Here is a 17,835-nt window from a genome sequence, read left to right on the forward strand (position 1 = left end):
CAACCCACTGATACCCCGCGCTTTTTCCCCTTCACCCGGATCCTGTCCCATTCTCACCCATTGCCAGCCGCTATTCGCCGGTTCTAGTCTCGACTTCCCCCACGGGAAAAAAATCTGTCAGCCATGCCCGAATAAAGGAGAGCGAACAATGGCAAGTTCCAGTTCCACAGCATTGGCCCAATGGCAGCAAATTGAGGCACTGGTACAGGCCTGGCTGGAGGAGCGGCGGCAATTGATCGTGCTCCTTTGCCAGGTACAGGGCGTCGACCACACGCCGTCACGGGAAGAACCGGATCCCCCCATCCATCAACGCATCCAGGACCTCTGTCAGGTTCTGATGGACTATCTCAGCGCGGGTTATTTCGAGGTCTATAACGCCCTGGTGCGAGCGGCGCGCCATTACGGCAGCGGGCCACCACAGTGGGCGGAACAATTGATTCAGAGGCTGGATGCCTCCACCGAGGAAGCACTGGCGTTCAATGAGGATTACGACAATCCGACCCACTGCATGACGCGGCTGACCGAGTTACCGGAACGGGTGGCGCGCTTGATGGTGGCGCTGGAGGAGCGGTTCGCCCTGGAAGATCAACTGATAGTGAGCCTTTACCAGCAGCCAGTGGCGCGAGCCGGGCAAGGGTAGCTGGCGGTTTCCGGCCGACCCATCAGGGCCGGCCGGAATGGCGGTGTTATTCGCCTTGGTCCGCCGCGGGCTCTTCCGCGGCCTGGTCATCGGCATCATCGCCCTGACCCTGGATACCCAGCAGTTCCACTTCGAAGATCAGCACTTCGTTAGGACCGATGTCACCACCGGCGCCCTGCTTGCCGTAGCCCAGTTCCGCCGGCAGATAGAGCTTCCACTTATCACCGACTTTCATCATTGGCAGCGCTTCCTGCCAACCCGGGATAATGTGGGCCAGACCGAAAGTAGCCGGCTGGTCCCGCTCGATGGAGCTGTCGAACACCTCACCATCGGTGGTGCTGCCTTCATAATGGACAGTAACGGTATCTTCCACGGTGGGAGACGGCGCGCCTTCCTCGCCGGACTTCAGCACTTCGTACTGCAGGCCGCTGTCGGTGGTGGTAACACCATCACGCTTGCCGTTTTCGGCCAGGAATTCCTCGCCTTTCTTCAGGTTATCCTCGGCTTCCTGTTCCAGTTTGGCCTGGCGTTTTTCCACCAGACGCATCTGGAAGTCCTGGATCAGCTGGTTCAGATCCTCATCCCCAAGGCGGGAATCCGTGCCAGTGTGACCGTCGCGGATACCGGCAATCATCGCTTCGGTATCCAGTCCCTCCATGGCACTCATCTGCTCGGCGCTGCGATAACCCAGTGCGTAGGACGCTTTCTGGTCGTCCGTTTTGATCTCCACCTTGGCGGCATCCTCACCGCCGTCCTGTTGACCGCAAGCCGCCACCAGGACGGTACCGGCCAGCACGATTCCCAACTTTTTCATTCTGCCTCCATTGGCCTGTGGTTATTTCCCGCTCGCCCGCCGAAGTAACGGCCGCGCCCCAGCACCCGGCGGCGGAATCTGGCCATACTGCCAGTTTCCCGCCCCCTCGCGCCAGCGCTAAACCGTGAACGCCGACAAGGGTCGGGGATCGCCATGGTCCAACGGAACCGAAAACACCCCGACCAACAGGAGAAACAAAGATGTAACGTCTGAAGCTGACCGGCATTTCCCCCAAGAGTTCCAGTCAGCCTTCATTCTGCCCGTGGCAAAACGGCTGTCAAAACCCTGGGGCGGAAAACCGTGTCAATGTCGTGCAATAACAAGCATTTGGAGGGAAATAACGAGGTTTGGCGGCGCGTATGCACAAATCGGCCAGGGATTAGAGGCTTACACGCCGATTCGCTGCCAAGACAGCCCACAGAGGAGCGGCTTCGCGGTCCATCGCTGTGGGAAGCGGCCTTGGCCGCGAATACTCCCCCAGGGCAGTTGGCCATTCGCTTGCAAGCAAGCTTCCCACAGTGGCTTCGTAGTCAGGTTGTAAGGAATAGGGTCAACCAGCGTCAGCCCGGCTGGTAATACGCCTCGTGCTCGGAGCGAATCATGTGCTTTTGCACTTTGCCGGTTCCAGTGCGTGGAAATTCTTCCGTGAACAGCACCGCCTTGGGCACCTTGAAGCCCGCCAGCCGCTCCCGGCAATGCTCCAGCACCCGCTCTTCGTCCGCCCGCGCACCAGGTTTGAGAATCACCACCGCGGTGATCGCTTCCCCCCAGTGTTCATGGGGCAGCCCCACCACCGCCGCTTCCGCCACGGTTTCATGCTCCATCAGGCAGCGCTCCACCTCGATCGATGCCACGTTTTCACCGCCGGTCTTGATCACATCCTTCTTGCGGTCGGTGAACCAGATGGCGCCGTCCTCATCCATCCAGGCAATGTCGCCGCTGTGAAACCAGCCATGCTGAAAACTCTCGCGGGTCTTGTCCGGCTGGTTCAGATAGCCGTTCATGGTCTGCGGGCCGCGATAGACGATTTCCCCCGGCTCGCCACGGGGCAACAGGCGGCCGTGATCGTCCATGATCGCCACCCGCGTCATGGCGGTGGCGGTGCCCCAGGTGGCGGCCTTGCTCCACTGATGCTCCGGACGTTGCATGCAGGTGGCCGGAGTGAACTCCGTCTGGCCGGAACCGAGCACCACATCGGCATTGGGAAACAGTTCGTGCAGAGCACGCAGCCGTTCATCCGGCATCGGCGCCATGGCATAGACCGCCCGGGTCACCGACGTCAGATCGTGGTTGCCGTGCGCCGCGACGTCCAGCAACTGGCCGTACATCATCGGCAGAAACATGATCACATTGGCCTGGTGCTTTTCGATCAGAGCCAGCATGTTTTCCGGTGTATCGAACCCCGGCGCCAGAATCACCCGAGCGCCCACGGTGAACATGGGCACGGTCATGGAATTGAGCATGGCGCAATGAAACAGCGGCAGCACCACTAACGCCCGGGTATTGTGATCGGCCTGATGGGCAAGCGCCCCGGACAGCCCGGCCATGGTCACCGCCAGATGACTGGTGAGCACGCCCTTGGGCAAAGCAGTGGTGCCGCTGGTGTAGAGCAGTTGCACCGCGTCACGATCAAACACCGGCACTTGCAGTTCGGCATCGTCCCCTTGTTCCAGCAAGGCATCGAACGAACCGGCGTCCCTGGGCAGAGCCTCCGGCGCCCGCGCCCCGGTCCAATACACCCCCTGAAGCTCCGACAACGATGGCACCAGTTCCTTCGCCGCCGCCAACAACTGATCCTGCACGATCAGCACCTTCGCCGCGGAATCCTGGAAACAATAGGCGATTTCCGAGGGGCGCAGCCCCAGATTGGCCGGTGCGCAGATCAACCCGGCCTTGGCGCAGGCCAGATAAGTAATGAGGATTTCCAGGCAGTTGCCGGCCATCACTCCGACCACGTCCTGATGCTTCAAACCGAGGCCCAGCAAAGCGCTGCCCAGGCGATTCGCGCGCCGATCCAGTTCACTGTAAGTAAGACTTTGCTCGCCACAAACCAGCGCCACTCTGTCCGGAAACAAATCCGCGGCCCGGGTGCTCATGTCACCGACACAGACCCGGTCCACCATATGCCGGCCGAAAGCGTCCTCGTCGAGATTCACTGTCATGGTGCGGCTCTCCTGTTGTTGTGCTTATGGGAATATGGATAGGATCGCTAGCGCCCGGGCCAATCCGGCGCACGCTTCTCATTGAACGCGGCCAGGCCTTCCTTGGCGTCCTCGGTCAGCGCAAGAGTGGCAATCTGCGTTTCGGTGTAGGCGATGGCCTGATCGAAGGACATCGCTTCGATAGCCCGCAACGCATACTTGCCCCGGCGAATCGCGGTGGGGGATTTGTCCACCAGGCGGTCAATCAACCATTCGACCTTGGCGTCCAGTTCCGCCGCCGGCGCCAGATGATTGACCAGCCCCGCCTGCAACGCTTCGTCGGCGGTGAAGGGCTCACCGGTGAAGCACCACTCTCGCAGCACCCGTTGCGGCACCAGACGCTGCAGCAGACTCAACACCTGCATCGGGAAAACCCCGACCTTCACTTCCGGCAATCCGAAGCGCACCGTGTCCACCGCCACCGCCATGTCGGTCATGCACAGCAACCCCATGCCACCGGCCATGCAGACTCCGTTCACCCGGGCAATGCTCGGTACCGTGCTGTTACTGGCGAGGCGCATCAGATCGGCGTAGTCGGCATTGGGCTTGGCGTAATCGAAGACGAAACCCTCTCCGGGACGCAGATCGGCGCCCGCGCAAAAGGCTTTGTCACCGCTGCCGGTGAGCACGATCACACGCACTTGCGGATCCGCCTGGGCCTGCTCATAACCCTGACGAATACCGTCGATCACCGCCTGATTGATGGCGTTGCGTTTCTCCGGCCGGTTCACCGTGATCCACAGCGCCCGGCCACGTTGTTCCAGTAATACCGCTTGCTCCGTACTCATTCCGGTTTGCTCTCCTCACTGGCATCCACTTCGATTTCCACCAGTACCCGACCGGCGGTCACCTGATCTCCTTCCGCGGCGCTGATCACCGAGACCACACCGCCGACGCCGGCCCGGTGCACGTGCTCCATCTTCATCGCTTCCAGCGTCAGCACCGCTTCGCCGGCTTCCACCCGCTGGCCTTCGTGTACCGCCACCGACACCAGGCGACCGTTCATCGACGCCCGCACCCGGCCATCGCCACCATCAACGGCGCCCCGGGCAGCGGCGGCGTAGGTACAGTCCGTTACCGCGTAGCCTTCGCCGTCATGGAGGAAGTACAACACGTCTCCACGACGCTCCAGCGCTACCGTCTCCACCACGCCGTCGCGTTCCAGCCGCACTCCTTCAGCGGTGAAACCGAGCAGCCCGAATGCCGTGACGACGTCGTCGATGACCACCTGCAAACGATCCGACTGCAAACGGGTCAGGGTAGCGGCGCCGTCTTCATCACGCAGTTGATAGCGGACGATAAGCGGCAATCGGGAAGACAAAACAGCCCGGGTGTTGCCGGCCCCGCTATCAGTGAGATACAACAAAGCGGCGGCCAGCGCCCGCAGTTGCTGTCCGTGCTCCTCGTCCTCGCGCAACAAGTCGCCCTGGCGCTGCTCCACGAACGCGGTGGTGGCCTCACCAGCGGCGAACACCGGATCGCGCAGGCAACGCGCCAGAAAGCCCTGGTTGGTTTCCACCCCCAGCGCCACCAGTTCTTCCAGCCCCGTGGCCAGACGGCGGCGGGCCTCGTCCCGGTTCTCGCCCCAGGCAATCAACTTGGCCACCATCGAGTCATAGAACGGCGGCACCTCGGCGCCATCCTGCAACGCACTGTCCACCCGCAGGGTTCGCGGCGCGCGCCAGCGCACCAGGGTGCCGCTCTGCGGCATGAAGCCCTGGCGCGGACTTTCCGCGCAGAGACGCACTTCGATGGCATGTCCGCGGAAGCGGATGTCATCCTGTTCCGGGGCCAGAGGTTCCCCGGCGGCCACTCGCAATTGCAGAGCCACCAGATCCACGCCGGTGATCGCCTCGGTGACCGGGTGTTCCACCTGCAGGCGCGTGTTCATCTCCATGAAGTAGAACCGTCCCTCGCTATCCAACAGGAACTCCAAGGTACCGGCGCCTTCATAGCCGATGGCCCGCACCGCTTTCACGGCGGTCTCACCCATCTGCTCACGCAGAGCCTGATCCACGGCCGGAGAGGGCGCTTCTTCCACCACCTTCTGGTGACGGCGCTGTACCGAACAATCCCGCTCACCGAAATGCAGCGCCTTGCCGTAACGGTCCGCCATCACCTGAATCTCCACGTGACGCGGTTCGACGATGGCTTTCTCCAGAATCACTTCCGGATCACCAAAAGCGCTTTGCGCCTCCGAACGGGCGCTGGCCAACGCCTCCAGGAAGGTGTCAGTGCTTTCCACCAGACGCATGCCGCGCCCGCCGCCACCAGCGGTAGCTTTGATCATCACCGGGTAACCGATCTCATCCGCCTCCCGGTGCAGCCGTTGCTCGCTTTGATCCTGGCCTTGATAGCCGGGCACGCAAGGCACGCCGGCCTGCTCCATCAGCAGCTTGGCACGGGCCTTGTGGCCCATGGCCTCGATGGCCTCGGCGGAGGGGCCGATGAACACCAGCCCGGCGTCGGCGCACGCTCTCGCCAGCGCCGGATTCTCCGCCAGAAAGCCATAGCCCGGGTGCACCGCGTCGGCTCCGGCACGTTTGGCCGCGTCGATGATGTTGTCGATATTCAGATAGGACTGCGCCGGCAATGCCTCGCCGATACAAACCGCCTGATCCGCCTCCAGGGCGTGGCGGGCATCGCGGTCGGCGCTGGAATAAACCGCCACCGTGCGGTAACCCAGTTCCCGGGCGCTGCGCTGAATGCGCAGGGCAATTTCGCCACGGTTGGCGATCAGTATCTTGCTGAAAGGGGTCGCTTTACTCATATCGTTACCGCTCGAATCAGGGACGGGCCACGGAGAACTGCATCGGCTGGGTTTGCCGCAGCTCCGCCTCGCGGCAGATGGATAGCACATAGGCGATCACGCCGCGGGTATCGCGCGGGTCGATGACACCATCGTCCAGCAGGCGGCCGCTGGTGGCGAATACGTCCATTTGCTTTTCAAAGGTCTCGATAATGCGCCCCTCCAGATCCTCCAGGGCGGCGCGATCCACTTCCTGGCCACGGCGTTTGGCCGCCGATTCGGTGACGATACTCATGGTGCGGGCGGCCTGTTCACCGCCCATTACCGCGGTCTTGGCGTTGGGCCAGGAGAAACAGAAACGCGGATGAAAGCCCCGGCCGCACATGCCGTAATTGCCGGCGCCAAAGGACGCGCCGCAGTACAAAGTGATCTGCGGCACGGTGGCGTTGGTCACCGCCTGAATCATCTTGGAACCGTGTTTAATGATGCCGGCCTGTTCATAGTCCTTGCCGACGATGAAGCCGGTGGTGTTGTTCAGATACAGGATCGGCGTGCGCGACTGGCAACAGGCCTGAATGAAATGGGTAGCCTTGGTCGCCCCGGCGGGATCGATCGGCCCGTTATTGGTGATGATGCCCAACGCCATGCCTTCGATGCGCGCCTGCCCGCAAACGGTGGCGGAGCCATAGTTGGCGCCGAACTCGAGGAAGTCGGAGTCGTCGACGATGCGCGCGATCACTTCCTTCATGTCCACCGGTCTTTTGTGATCCATGGGCATGATGCCGAGCAGCTCCTCGCGATCGTACCGGGGCGGCGGTGCCGTTTCGGCGGCAGCCGCCGGGATATCCCGGTTCCAATCCAGCTTGCCCATGATGTCACGTACCAGACGCAGGGCATCGCGATCATCCTCGGCGAGATAATCACCCAGGCCCGACAAGGTGGTGTGCATCTCGGCGCCGCCCAGTTCCTCATCGGTGGCTTCTTCACCGGTGGCCGCTTTCAGCAGAGGCGGACCGGCCAGGAAGGCCTTGGAGCGGCCGCGCACCATGATGATGTAATCCGACAGCCCGGTCTGGTAGGCGCCGCCGGCGGTGGAGGAACCGTGCGTAACGGTGACCACCGGCAGACCGGCGGCGGACAGACGCGCCAGGTTACGGAACGAGGAGCCACCCAGAATGAACTCCTCGACCCGGTACTTGAGCAGGTTGGCGCCGGCGCTTTCCACCAGTTGCACGTAGGGCAGCTTGTTTTCCAGTGCCAACTCCTGCACCCGCAGTACCTTGTCCAGCCCCATGGGCTGGGCGGCACCGGCGTCGATGCCGGAATCGGTGGCGAGGATCATGCAGCGCACGCCGCGGACATAACCAATGCCGGCGATATTGCCGCCGCCGGGGATGGTTTTCTCCGGATCCGCGTTGTCCATGCCGTAACCGGCCAGGGTAGCCAGCTCCAGAAAAGGGGCGCCGGGGTCCAGCACCAGCGCCACACGCTCACGCGGCAGCAATTGGCCGCGCTTTTCAAAGCGCCCCTTGGCGGCGGCGGACTTGTCCCGGGTCCTTTGCTCCACCGAGCGCAAACGCGTCAGCAGCGCCTCCATACCGGCCCGGTTTTCCCGGAAAGTGGCGTCCGCGGAGGACACTTGGGTTTCGAGTACTGCCATGAAAAGGGCTTCCCAGTCTGTCGGCACCGGAGCTCACCGGCGCCTTGGTGTTAAAACAGTTCTGGTAGCCTACGCAGTGGCAAAGCGGCGGGTCTTGCGAAAAATAGCTATGGGGGGAAGGAAAGTTGACCGTGGATAGTTGACAGCGAAAAGAAAAAACGAAAAGAAAAAACTGGGGAACCTTAACTGCTGTGGGAAGCTTGCTTGCAAGCGAATAGGATTCGTTCAAGGGTATGCAATATTCGCTTGCAAGCAAGCTTCCCACAGTGGCCAAAGATCAGGAGGTTTGCTCTTTGCGCAATCAACTATCCACTGTCAATTGTCAACTCTCTAATTGACTTACCACCCTCATGGCGTGAGTCAGTTGTCTCAGTTGCTCCGGCTCGATGATGAACGGGGGCATGATGTAAAGCAGTTTGCCGAACGGCCTGATCCAGACGCCCAGTTCGACCAGTTGTTTCTGCACCTGGCCCACGTCGCAAGGCTGCTTGAGTTCCACCACGCCGATGGCGCCGAGCACGCGCACATCCGCTACCTTGTCGGATTCCAGGCAGGGTGTCAGTTCAGTCCGTAGCTGCATTTCGATGGCCTGCACCCGCTGCTGCCAGGGGCTTTCCAGCAGCAGGTCGATACTGGCGTTGGCCACCGCGCAGGCGAGCGGGTTGCCCATGAAAGTGGGCCCATGCATCAGGACGCCGGCCTGGCCGTCGCAAATGCCGGCGGCCACGCGATCATTGCAGAGCGTGGCGGCGAGGGTCATGTAACCCCCGGTGATGGCCTTGCCGAGGCAGAGGATATCCGGCACCACATCGGCGTGTTCCAGGGCGAACAGTTTGCCGCTGCGGCCGAAGCCGGTGGCGATCTCGTCGAAAATCAACAGCACGCCGTGCTGGTCGCACAGACGGCGGCAGCCTTTCAGGAATTCCGGGTGGTACAGCCGCATGCCACCGGCCCCCTGCACCACCGGCTCCAGTATCAGCGCGGCGATCTCGTCCGCGTGCTGCTCCAATTGCGCGCGCACGGAGTCCAGAGCGCTATCGTCCCAAACGCCGTCGAACCGCACCGAGGGCGCCTCGGCGAAGTAGTGGCGCGGCAGAATACCGCTGAACAGATCATGCATGCCGTTGACCGGATCGCACACCGCCATGGCGCCAAAGGTGTCACCGTGATAGCCGTTGCGCAGCGCCAGCAATCGGTGTTTGCCGGTCTTGCCCTGGCTCATCCAGTACTGCAGCGCCATCTTGATCGCCACTTCCACCGACACCGAACCGCTGTCCGCCAGGAATACCTTGGTCAGTTCAGCAGGGGTCAGGGCCACCAGCCGCTTGCCCAGCTCCACCGCCGGTTCGTGGGTGATGCCGCCGAACATCACGTGAGCCATGCGCTCGGCCTGGTCGCGCAGGGCCTGATTCAGGCGTGGGTGGTTATAGCCATGGATGGCCGCCCACCAGGACGACATGCCATCCACCAGCCGGCGCCCGTCTTCCAGCTCCAGGTGGACGCCCTCGGCGGCGCGCACCGGGTACACCGGCAGGGGCCGGGAGGTGGAGGTGTAGGGGTGCCAGAGATGGTCGCGGTCGAAATCGAGGTCGATGGAGGCCATGGGACTACCTGTTTAAGAGGACGGCTGTTACGGGGACAGCGGTTTATGGGGAAAGCCCGAGCACCATGCCAAGACCGGCGCCAATGCTCAAGCGTCGTCGTCCACCGGCTTCCAATCCAGGGTTTCCTGATCCAGTAGCCAGGCGTGCCAGCGGCCGTCGCTGTCCTGCACCCGGTAGTGATAGTCCCCGTCCCGGGTGACCGTGCGCTCGGAGATCTGATTCTTCAGACAGCTGTCCAGCGTCAGCGTGCGCCAGTCCAGCAACCGCCATTGCGTATCCAACCGCAGTCGCACCAGACCGCTCTCATCACCGGCGCCGCACATGCCCAACGCATAGGGACGGGATGGATGCTGGTAACCCAGCAGCACCACCAGACCCTGCCCATCCTCGCGCCATTCCAGGACCTCGTTACCCGCCGCCGGCATATCGAACGCGGTCAGGTCCAGTTCTCTCTCCCGCTCACCGTCTTGCAGATGCAGGAACGAGTAGCGCCGGTAGACCGACAAATCAGGGTTGTACAGACGCAAAGCGGCAGTGCCCTCCTCATCGCGCCAGATCCCCGTACCTTCGTGATTGATCTCGAACCGTTCGGTCCAGCCGGTCAGCGCGCGGTAGTAGGCAATACTGTCCCAGAAGCGGCTGCCTTCGTAGGCGAAGTCCAGCAGCTCCCGCCCCGGCGTCGGGTTGTCAAAGCGATAAAGCGCCCAGCCATCGGTGTCACGCAGTCCCACCAGGGGCACCCAGGCACGGGAATCGCCACGACGGTAAGCTCCGCTGAGGGAATAAATATCGCGGTGGCCGGGGGAAAACTCATGCACGCGCAGCATCAGGGTCAGCGGCATATCGCCCAACTCCCCACGGTAAAGCCGCTCCCGGGTATCCCATTCCCGCACCTGTATCCGTGGCTGCGCCACCGACACCGCCGTCAGCAACAACATCAGCAGGGCGATGACGCTTCGTCCTCGGGTATTCACTTTTCGCGCTCCGCCGGCAATCCGATCGATGAGAAAAGAAACGTATTTTAAACGGGTCGGAACGCTGGCGGGGACGCTTTGTCGGACATTAAGGTGAACTTTTGTGAATGACGGGATATCGGGATCAACCGTCCGGGATTCCCTCCGCCTCTTTCCTCAGCAATGCCTTCTGAATCTTCCCCGCCGGTGTCAACGGCAGGCTGTCACGAAAAACCAGGCGACGGGGAATTTTATAATCCGCCAACGCCCGGCAATGCGCCAGCACCGCGGCCTCGTCCAGATCGGTGCCGGGGCGCGAGACGATGTAGTAGCAACCGATTTCACCAAGCACCGCGTCAGGCACACCGATACCGGCCACCATCATCACCTGCTCCAGACGGGCAATGTGATTCTCCACCTCGGCGGGATAGACATTGAAGCCGCCCTGAATAAACATGTCCTTCTTGCGGCCACGCAAGGTAATCATGCCCTTGTCATCGCGCTCACCGAGATCGCCGGTGTGCAGCCAACCTTCCTCATCGAAGGCACCGCCGCTATCGGCGGCGCCAATGTATCCCGGCACCACGCCCACGCCACGAAACAACAGCTCACCGACCTCGCCGACGGGCAGGTCGGCGCCCGTTTCGTCCACCACTCGCAAGCCGGCATCGGCCAACGGCTGGCCGATACAGCGTTTCAAGCTATCGTCATCGCATTTCCAAGGCGTCATGACGATGGCTCCGGACGTCTCCGACAAGCCGTACAGATTCATCAGCGTGGCCCTCGGCACCACCTCCTGCAAGCGTGCCAGCAGGGTATCGTCCACATTGCTGCCCCCTGTGATGACCATCCGCACCCGCGACAGGTCCACCTGCTCCAGCGCCGGGTTCATCAACAGCAACGTCAGCATGGTGGGGACACCCTGCAGCAAGGTAGGGGGATGTTCGGCCATCATCGCCAACACCTGATCCGCTTTGAAATCCGCCACCAGCTCACAGGTCGCCCCACCAAGCAGGCTGGTCAGAATGCCGCAGGTGATCCCTCCCACATGATTGAACGGCAGCGCCAGTTGGGTGTGATCCTCCGGGGAGATGCGGGTATGCGCTGCCTGGGCAGCGGCGGAAGCGAGCATGCTGGCATGGGTCAGCGCCGTACCTTTGGGGCGGCCCGTGGTGCCGGAGGTATAGATCACCATAGCGAGGTCGTCGGCGCTCAATTCCGGATCCAGGGCCGCCGGCTCCGCTCGCAGCAGTTGCTGAAAGCGCTCTCCATCCAGATCCACCACCTGCTCCAGGGTCGGAGTCTCCGGTGCGAGCCGATCGAACAGGGCGAGAAAATCGCACTTGTCATGATCCGCCACGGTGAATACCGCTCTTATGCCGCTGTCCTTGACCATATAGCGCAGCTCCGCATCGCGGTAACGCACCGACAATCCCACCACCGCCACCCCCAAACGGGCACAGGCGAAAAACAACCACAACCAATCCACACGATTGGGGGCGATCACCCCAATACGATCACCACGACGCAGGCCCAATTCCCGCAGGCCGCCAGCCAGACTAGCGCTGATGGTTTGTGCGTCGTCGAAAGAATAGCGAACGCCGTTATCGATCCATCCGGTCCGTTGGGCGTGCTCTTGGGCAGCCAGGTCGAGCTGGTCGGGAATACGTCTGACGCTCATGATCAGGTCTCCATGGTGGTGTTCATGGGCCGGCGTTGACCAAGGCGTCCGGCGCGCCGACCCGGCTCTGCAGCAGGATTGCCAGTTTGCGTGACCCGACCAGGATGTCCTTGGGGGTCAGACCATAGAACTGCCGGATGGAATGGCTGAAGTGGGTGGAATCCGGATAGCCCACGTCCAGGGCGATATCGGTGAGGGTATCGCGGCGATTAACGTGATAGAGCAGGCTGCGGGCACGTTTCCAGGCGCGGAACTTGCGATAGGTAACCCCCAGATCCTCCTTGAACAGGTGGAGAAAACGGGAAAACGACAGCCCGCTGAGCAGCGCGGCTTCTTCCGCCGGACAATGACGGGAGGGGTCGTCTCTCAGATAGGCCAACACTCTCGCTACCCGCGGATCCAGCTCACGGCGCGGCAACGTCTGCCCGAGAAACAGGGGGTCCACCTCCACGCGGGGATCGGTCCCATCTTCCGCCAGGGCCTGGATACGGGCAAAGCCACGTCTGAGCGTCTGCAGCAGCTCATCGCGATCACCGCCACCCTCGCTCCGCAGCAGGGGCGGCAGTTTGCCCATGTTCACGGTTTCCGGTTCCACCATCACCGAACCGAGCAGCCGCTCACCGGTTTCCACCCAATGCGGCTGGTAAGGGGGCACCACCGCCACCGCGGTTTGCCGCCAATTGCGACCATCGAAACTGATGCGGAATGGCTGGTCCGGACCACAGTAGACGGTCAGCGAACCAAAGCTGCGCAGACGCGGGCGCCCCAGCAGGCCCAAATAGCAGACCCGCTCAGGCCCAAGCAGCATGACCCGTCCGCGGCGCCGACGGGAACTTGTCGTTGTTGTCATCATTGCCTCCTCCGGTGACAACGTCACCGCAGGGCCCGTATCCACACAGGCCTGCGAGGAATATAAGAAAAAGGGTCCACCCTTATTCCCACACGACCGATTGGCAAAAAAGATCAAAACCCGTCGGCCAAAAATATAATCCCGAGCCATGAAGGCGTGTTTGAACTTAAACCAAACAATTGACCCAATGCAACGGCCTCCCGAGCTTCGCTTCGAAAGGTGGCATTACCTCACGATCACACTCGTACACACTGCCCCCACGGGGCTTCCACCCCCTTGCCCTGGGGCTCTCCGATACGTTGCAAACCTTCAGCTTAGTCACTGTCGAAACCCTGGACTTGTGCCAACTGGCTAATCCTATTTTTATTTCTCTTTTTTTGTTTTTCGCTTTTTTCGCGCTTGATTCCCGCCTTTTTTATAGCCATACCATCATGTCGTCCCCCTCCGGGGCAACGTCACATCGGCAGCCGTGCCGTGAATCCAAACAACAGGAGGTTTTAAAATGCTGTTCACCAACGAGCACCGGGCGCTGTCGGAATCGGTCAAGAAATTTGTCGCCACACAGATCAACCCCTACGTGGATGAATGGGAAAAGGACGGTATTTTTCCCGCCCATGAGCTGTTCAGAAAAATGGGAGAAAAGGGCTTTCTCGGCATCGCCAAACCGGAGCAGTTTGGCGGCATGGGCCTGGACTGGAGCTACAACCTGGCCTTCTGCGAAGCCATGGGTGAGGTGAACGGCGGTTCCATTCCAATGGCGGTGGGCGTGCAAACCGACATGGCCACCCCCGCTCTGGCCAAACAGGGTTCCGACGCTCTGCGTGAGGAATTTCTCGCGCCGGCCATCGCCGGCGAGTACGTGGCCTGTATCGGTGTATCCGAACCCGGCGCCGGTTCCGACGTCGCGTCCATCCGCACCCATGCCCGCAAGGATGGCGACGACTACGTCATCAACGGCGGCAAGATGTGGATTACCAACGGCACCCAGGCGGACTTTATGTGCCTGCTGGCCAACACCGGCGACGGCCCGGCACACAAAAACAAATCCCTGATCGTTCTGCCACTGAAAAGCAAAGGCGTCACCATCGCCCGTAAGCTCGACAAACTCGGCATGCGTGCTTCCGACACCGCCGAAATCTGGTTCGAGGATGTGCGTGTGCCGCAACGCCATCGTATTGGCGAAGAAGGCATGGGCTTCATTTACCAGATGCAGCAGTTCCAGGAAGAGCGACTGTGGGGAGCGGCCTGCAATCTGCGTTACATGGATATCGCGGTGCAAAACGTCATCGACTATACCCGTGAACGCCAGGCCTTCGGCAAGTCCCTGCTGGACAACCAGGTGGTGCATTTCCGGCTGGCGGAATTGCAGACGGAAATCGAGGCGTTGCGTTCACTGGTGTATCGCGCGGTGGAAGAAATGATCAACGGCACGGACGTCACCTACCTGGCGTCCATGGCGAAGCTGAAAACCGGCCGTCTGTGCCGCGAGGTCGCCGACAGCTGTCTTCAATATTACGGCGGCATGGGCTTCATGAACGAGACACCGATTACACGCATGTACCGGGATACCCGCCTGACCTCCATCGGCGGCGGTGCCGACGAAGTGATGCTCGGCATCATCGCCAAATTCATGGGCACCCTGCCGGGCAAACGCTAAGGCTCGACAATGGCCACCGGGATCACCGGACAGCCAACCGATAAGGAGAATAAGATGAAACGATTGACCACGCTTCTGACCGGCGCCGTGCTGGCCGGCGTCACCGCGCTGCCAACAACGGCCCAGGCCGAGTCCCTGCGCTTAGCGGTGGGCTTCCCTTCCGCTTCCGCCAACGTGGATGCCGCCAAGGCCTACGCCAAGGCGGTGGCGGACTATTCCGGCGGCGATCTGGAAGTAAAAATCTACGAGCTATCGCTGCTCAACCTGGCCGAGATGAGCGGTGGGCTCAAGCAGGGCATCGCCGACGTAGGCTACCTGCTGACCCCCTACTTTCCGGCCGAATACCCCAACATCAACATGGCGGCGGAACTGTCCATGCTGCTGGCGCTGAATGACCCCACCGGAAACGAAGGCCTGGCCTACGCCGGCGCCATGAGCGAGTACATAATGCTGCACTGCGGCGACTGCGTGGCGGAGTTGAAGCAGCAAAACCAGGTCTTTACCGGTGGCGGCGCCAGCCCTCAATACGGTCTTCTTTGCACCACGCCAGTCACCACCGTCGCCGATCTTAAAGGCAAGCGTCTGCGCGCCGGGGGCGCACAATGGGCACGTTGGGCCAAGCATTTCGAGGCCTCTCCCGTGTCCCTGCCCGGTAATGAGATTTTCGAGGCGCTGAATCAGGGCGTGGTGGACTGCACCATTCAATCCGCGGCGGAACTGAGCGGCCTGGGACTGATGGACGCGGTCAGCGACATCACCATGGCGGTGCCCGGTGGTGTGTTCGGCGGCTCCGGCCCCAGCAACGTCAACCGCGACGTCTGGCAAGGCCTCGATGCCGATCAGCGCAAGGCGTTGCTGCATGCCGGCACGGTCATGTCCGCCACCGCCGCCGTGCTCTACCGGGACTATGGTGAGCGGGATCTGAAAACCGCCATGGAGAAGGGCGCCAGACAGCACGATGCCAGCCCGGAACTGGTCGCCGCCTCCCGCGATTTCATTCGCGAGGATGCCAAGAATATCGCTCAGTATTATCAACAAAAACATAACGTCCGTGACACGGCGGACAAGATTGAAGTCATGCGGCCACTGGTGGAGAAATGGCTTAAGCTCACCGCCGATATCGATAGCGCGGAGGCCCTTGCCGACCTGTACTGGCGGGAGGTGAACTCCAAGGTCGATGTCGACCGTTACGGGCTTTAGCGGGGAGCCCACTTATACGTCATTCGCTGGCAAGTTCGCTTCCATAGTAAGCACTACGAAGCCGCTGTGGGAGCGAGCTTGCTCGCGAATCTTTTCGCTCCATGAGCCCATTCCCCGCAGTGCGGAAAGCCCCCCCCTCAAGGGCCAGCCAGTTAACACAAGACCGGCCCGGCGGCCGTTGCTAGCGTTCCTCTCTACAAAGGCGCCTTCCCGGGCGCCGTCCCATACCGATAACAACACTCGCTCAGGAGACACCAAGGTGACCCAGCCCTCCTCCTTATCAACCCACCAGGATGTGCATTATCTGGGTGGGATTGGCGACTGGATAACCCATCACGCCACCCAGGATCCGCAGCGCATGGCACTGGTATTCGGTGATCTGCGCCTGACCTATTCAGTGCTGAACCAGCGCATAAATCGCCTCGCCAATGCCCTCACCGGTCTCGGCGTCGGCAAGGGCGATCGAGTCGCCTTGCTGATGCTCAACGGCAACCACTTCATCGAGAGTTTTTTTGCCTGTGCCAAGCTGGGCGCCATCGCTCTCCCCCTGAACTATCGCCTCAGCGCCGAGGAAATCGGTTTCATCCTCGGCGACGCCAGCGCCACCGTGTTGCTCTATCAGCCGGCCCTGGCGGACCTGTTCCGGCCGATTCGCCGGAACACCGCTCTGCGTCACGCCATAGCCACAGAAGGCGAGGCGGAGCCGGGCGATCACCGCTATGACACCCTGCTCGAAGCGGCGCCCGCCACCGAACCCGAGGTACCCCTGAGTCAGAATGATCCGTTGATGATGATGTATACCTCCGGCACCACCGGAAAACCCAAGGGCGCCCTGCTCAGCCACGGCAACCCGACCTGGCTCACCGCCGACATGATCGCCAGCGACGCGGCGATCAGCCGTGACAGCGTGATTCTCACCATCGCTCCGCTGTTTCATATCGGCGGGCTTGCCGTACATACCCTGCCGGCTTTCAACATTGGTGCCCAGGTGGTGCTGCACGCCCAGTTCGATCCGCGACACACTCTGGCCACGGTGCAAGAGGAACACATCACGGAACTGTTTCTGTTGCCCGCCATGTGGCAGGCGCTGAGTCAGTTTCCCCACATTGACGATTACGATCTCTCCTCCTTGCGCAGCCTGCTTTCCGGGGGCGCGCCCTGCCCGATACCGGTGATCGAATTCTTTCAGAAGCGCGGTCTGGCGTTCCAGGAAGGGTTCGGCATGACCGAAACCTGTGCCGGCGCCTGCATCCTTGGCAGCGCCGACGCGGTGCGCAAGAACGGGTCAGTGGGCAAGCCCCTGGTGTACGTGCAGATGCGCATCGTCGATGAAAACGACGAGGACGTGGCGACCGGCGAGGTGGGCGAGCTGGTACTGCGTGGCCCGACCATGTTCCTGGGCTATTGGGGACGGCCGGACGCCACCGAGGAGGCCTGCCGTAACGGCTGGGTCCATTCCGGTGATCTGGCCCGCCGTGACGAGGAAGGCTTCTATTACATCGTCGACCGGAAGAAGGACATGCTGATTTCCGGCGGCGAGAATGTCTATCCCACCGAAGTGGAACAGGTGCTCTACAAACATCAGCAGGTGCTGGAAGTGGCGGTGATCGGCGTCCCCGACGACAAATGGGGCGAAGTGCCGATGGCGGTGGTGGTACCCAGGGGCGACCAGACACCGACCCTGGAATCCCTGCGTGAGTTCTGCGACGGCAAACTGGGCCGCTTCAAGATTCCCAAACACCTGGCTCTGGTGGACGAGCTGCCCCGCAACGCCACTGGAAAAATACTTAAACGCACCCTGCGCGACCGGTTCACCGGCGCCTGAT

The 17,835-nt window shown here is 61.6% G+C and carries 13 protein-coding genes; 4 read left to right on the top strand and 9 right to left on the bottom strand.

The window, feature by feature from the left end; genetic code table 11:
- Positions 1–148 precede the first annotated feature (148 nt).
- Positions 149–640: a sigma D regulator gene (rsd, locus tag A6D6_RS15570; RefSeq protein ID WP_014992861.1), complete on the top strand. Its 492-nt coding sequence runs from the start codon at positions 149–151 to the stop codon at positions 638–640.
- 46 nt (positions 641–686) lie between these two features.
- On the opposite strand, the gene bamJ is transcribed toward rsd, so the two are convergent.
- The 9 genes from bamJ to A6D6_RS15615 all read right to left on the bottom strand — a co-directional run bounded on the left by bamJ (position 687) and on the right by A6D6_RS15615 (position 13,110).
- Positions 687–1,454 (bottom strand): BamJ family beta-barrel-assembly machinery protein, encoded by a 768-nt coding sequence (gene bamJ / locus A6D6_RS15575; protein ID WP_133492214.1) that lies wholly within the window; start codon positions 1,452–1,454, stop codon positions 687–689.
- A gap of 560 nt (positions 1,455–2,014) precedes the next feature.
- Entirely contained in the window at positions 2,015–3,616 is a 1,602-nt protein-coding gene (locus A6D6_RS15580; protein ID WP_159661204.1) for an AMP-binding protein, read from the bottom strand.
- A 47-nt stretch (positions 3,617–3,663) separates the two neighbouring features.
- Positions 3,664–4,443, bottom strand: coding sequence for an enoyl-CoA hydratase/isomerase family protein (locus A6D6_RS15585; protein ID WP_133492216.1), 780 nt, complete (start codon positions 4,441–4,443; stop codon positions 3,664–3,666).
- Positions 4,440–6,425, bottom strand: coding sequence for an acetyl/propionyl/methylcrotonyl-CoA carboxylase subunit alpha (locus A6D6_RS15590; RefSeq protein ID WP_133492217.1), 1,986 nt, complete (start codon positions 6,423–6,425; stop codon positions 4,440–4,442). The genes A6D6_RS15585 and A6D6_RS15590 overlap by 4 nt, the downstream gene beginning before the upstream one ends.
- 16 nt (positions 6,426–6,441) lie before the next feature.
- Positions 6,442–8,064, bottom strand: a complete 1,623-nt coding sequence (locus A6D6_RS15595) for an acyl-CoA carboxylase subunit beta (RefSeq protein ID WP_133492218.1) — start codon at positions 8,062–8,064, stop codon at positions 6,442–6,444.
- Positions 8,065–8,386: 322 nt separating this feature from the next.
- Complete coding sequence (gene bioA / locus A6D6_RS15600) at positions 8,387–9,667, bottom strand: adenosylmethionine--8-amino-7-oxononanoate transaminase (RefSeq protein ID WP_133492219.1); 1,281 nt, start codon at positions 9,665–9,667, stop codon at positions 8,387–8,389.
- 87 nt (positions 9,668–9,754) lie between these two features.
- Positions 9,755–10,642 (bottom strand): hypothetical protein, encoded by an 888-nt coding sequence (locus A6D6_RS15605; RefSeq protein WP_159661205.1) that lies wholly within the window; start codon positions 10,640–10,642, stop codon positions 9,755–9,757.
- A 124-nt stretch (positions 10,643–10,766) separates the two neighbouring features.
- Complete coding sequence (locus A6D6_RS15610) at positions 10,767–12,302, bottom strand: class I adenylate-forming enzyme family protein (RefSeq protein WP_159661206.1); 1,536 nt, start codon at positions 12,300–12,302, stop codon at positions 10,767–10,769.
- 22 nt (positions 12,303–12,324) lie between these two features.
- The gene (locus tag A6D6_RS15615) at positions 12,325–13,110 is read right to left on the bottom strand and encodes a helix-turn-helix domain-containing protein (protein ID WP_159661207.1); all 786 of its coding nucleotides are present in this window, start codon (positions 13,108–13,110) and stop codon (positions 12,325–12,327) included.
- 544 nt (positions 13,111–13,654) lie between these two features.
- Here A6D6_RS15615 and A6D6_RS15620 point away from each other — a divergent pair.
- The 3 genes from A6D6_RS15620 (at position 13,655) to A6D6_RS15630 (ending at position 17,834) form a co-directional block, all read left to right on the top strand.
- A complete protein-coding gene (locus A6D6_RS15620) occupies positions 13,655–14,809 on the top strand; it encodes an acyl-CoA dehydrogenase family protein (protein ID WP_133492223.1) in 1,155 nt (384 codons plus the stop codon).
- Between the two features lie 54 nt (positions 14,810–14,863).
- On the top strand, positions 14,864–16,009 hold the full coding sequence (locus tag A6D6_RS15625) for a C4-dicarboxylate TRAP transporter substrate-binding protein (RefSeq protein ID WP_133492224.1): 1,146 nt from the start codon (positions 14,864–14,866) through the stop codon (positions 16,007–16,009).
- A 259-nt stretch (positions 16,010–16,268) separates the two neighbouring features.
- The gene (locus A6D6_RS15630) at positions 16,269–17,834 is read left to right on the top strand and encodes an acyl-CoA synthetase (RefSeq protein ID WP_201303809.1); all 1,566 of its coding nucleotides are present in this window, start codon (positions 16,269–16,271) and stop codon (positions 17,832–17,834) included.
- Position 17,835: the final 1 nt, after the last annotated feature.

The organism is Alcanivorax xiamenensis, assembly GCF_009846745.1.
GTDB classification, from domain to species: Bacteria; Pseudomonadota; Gammaproteobacteria; order Pseudomonadales; family Alcanivoracaceae; genus Alloalcanivorax; species Alloalcanivorax xiamenensis.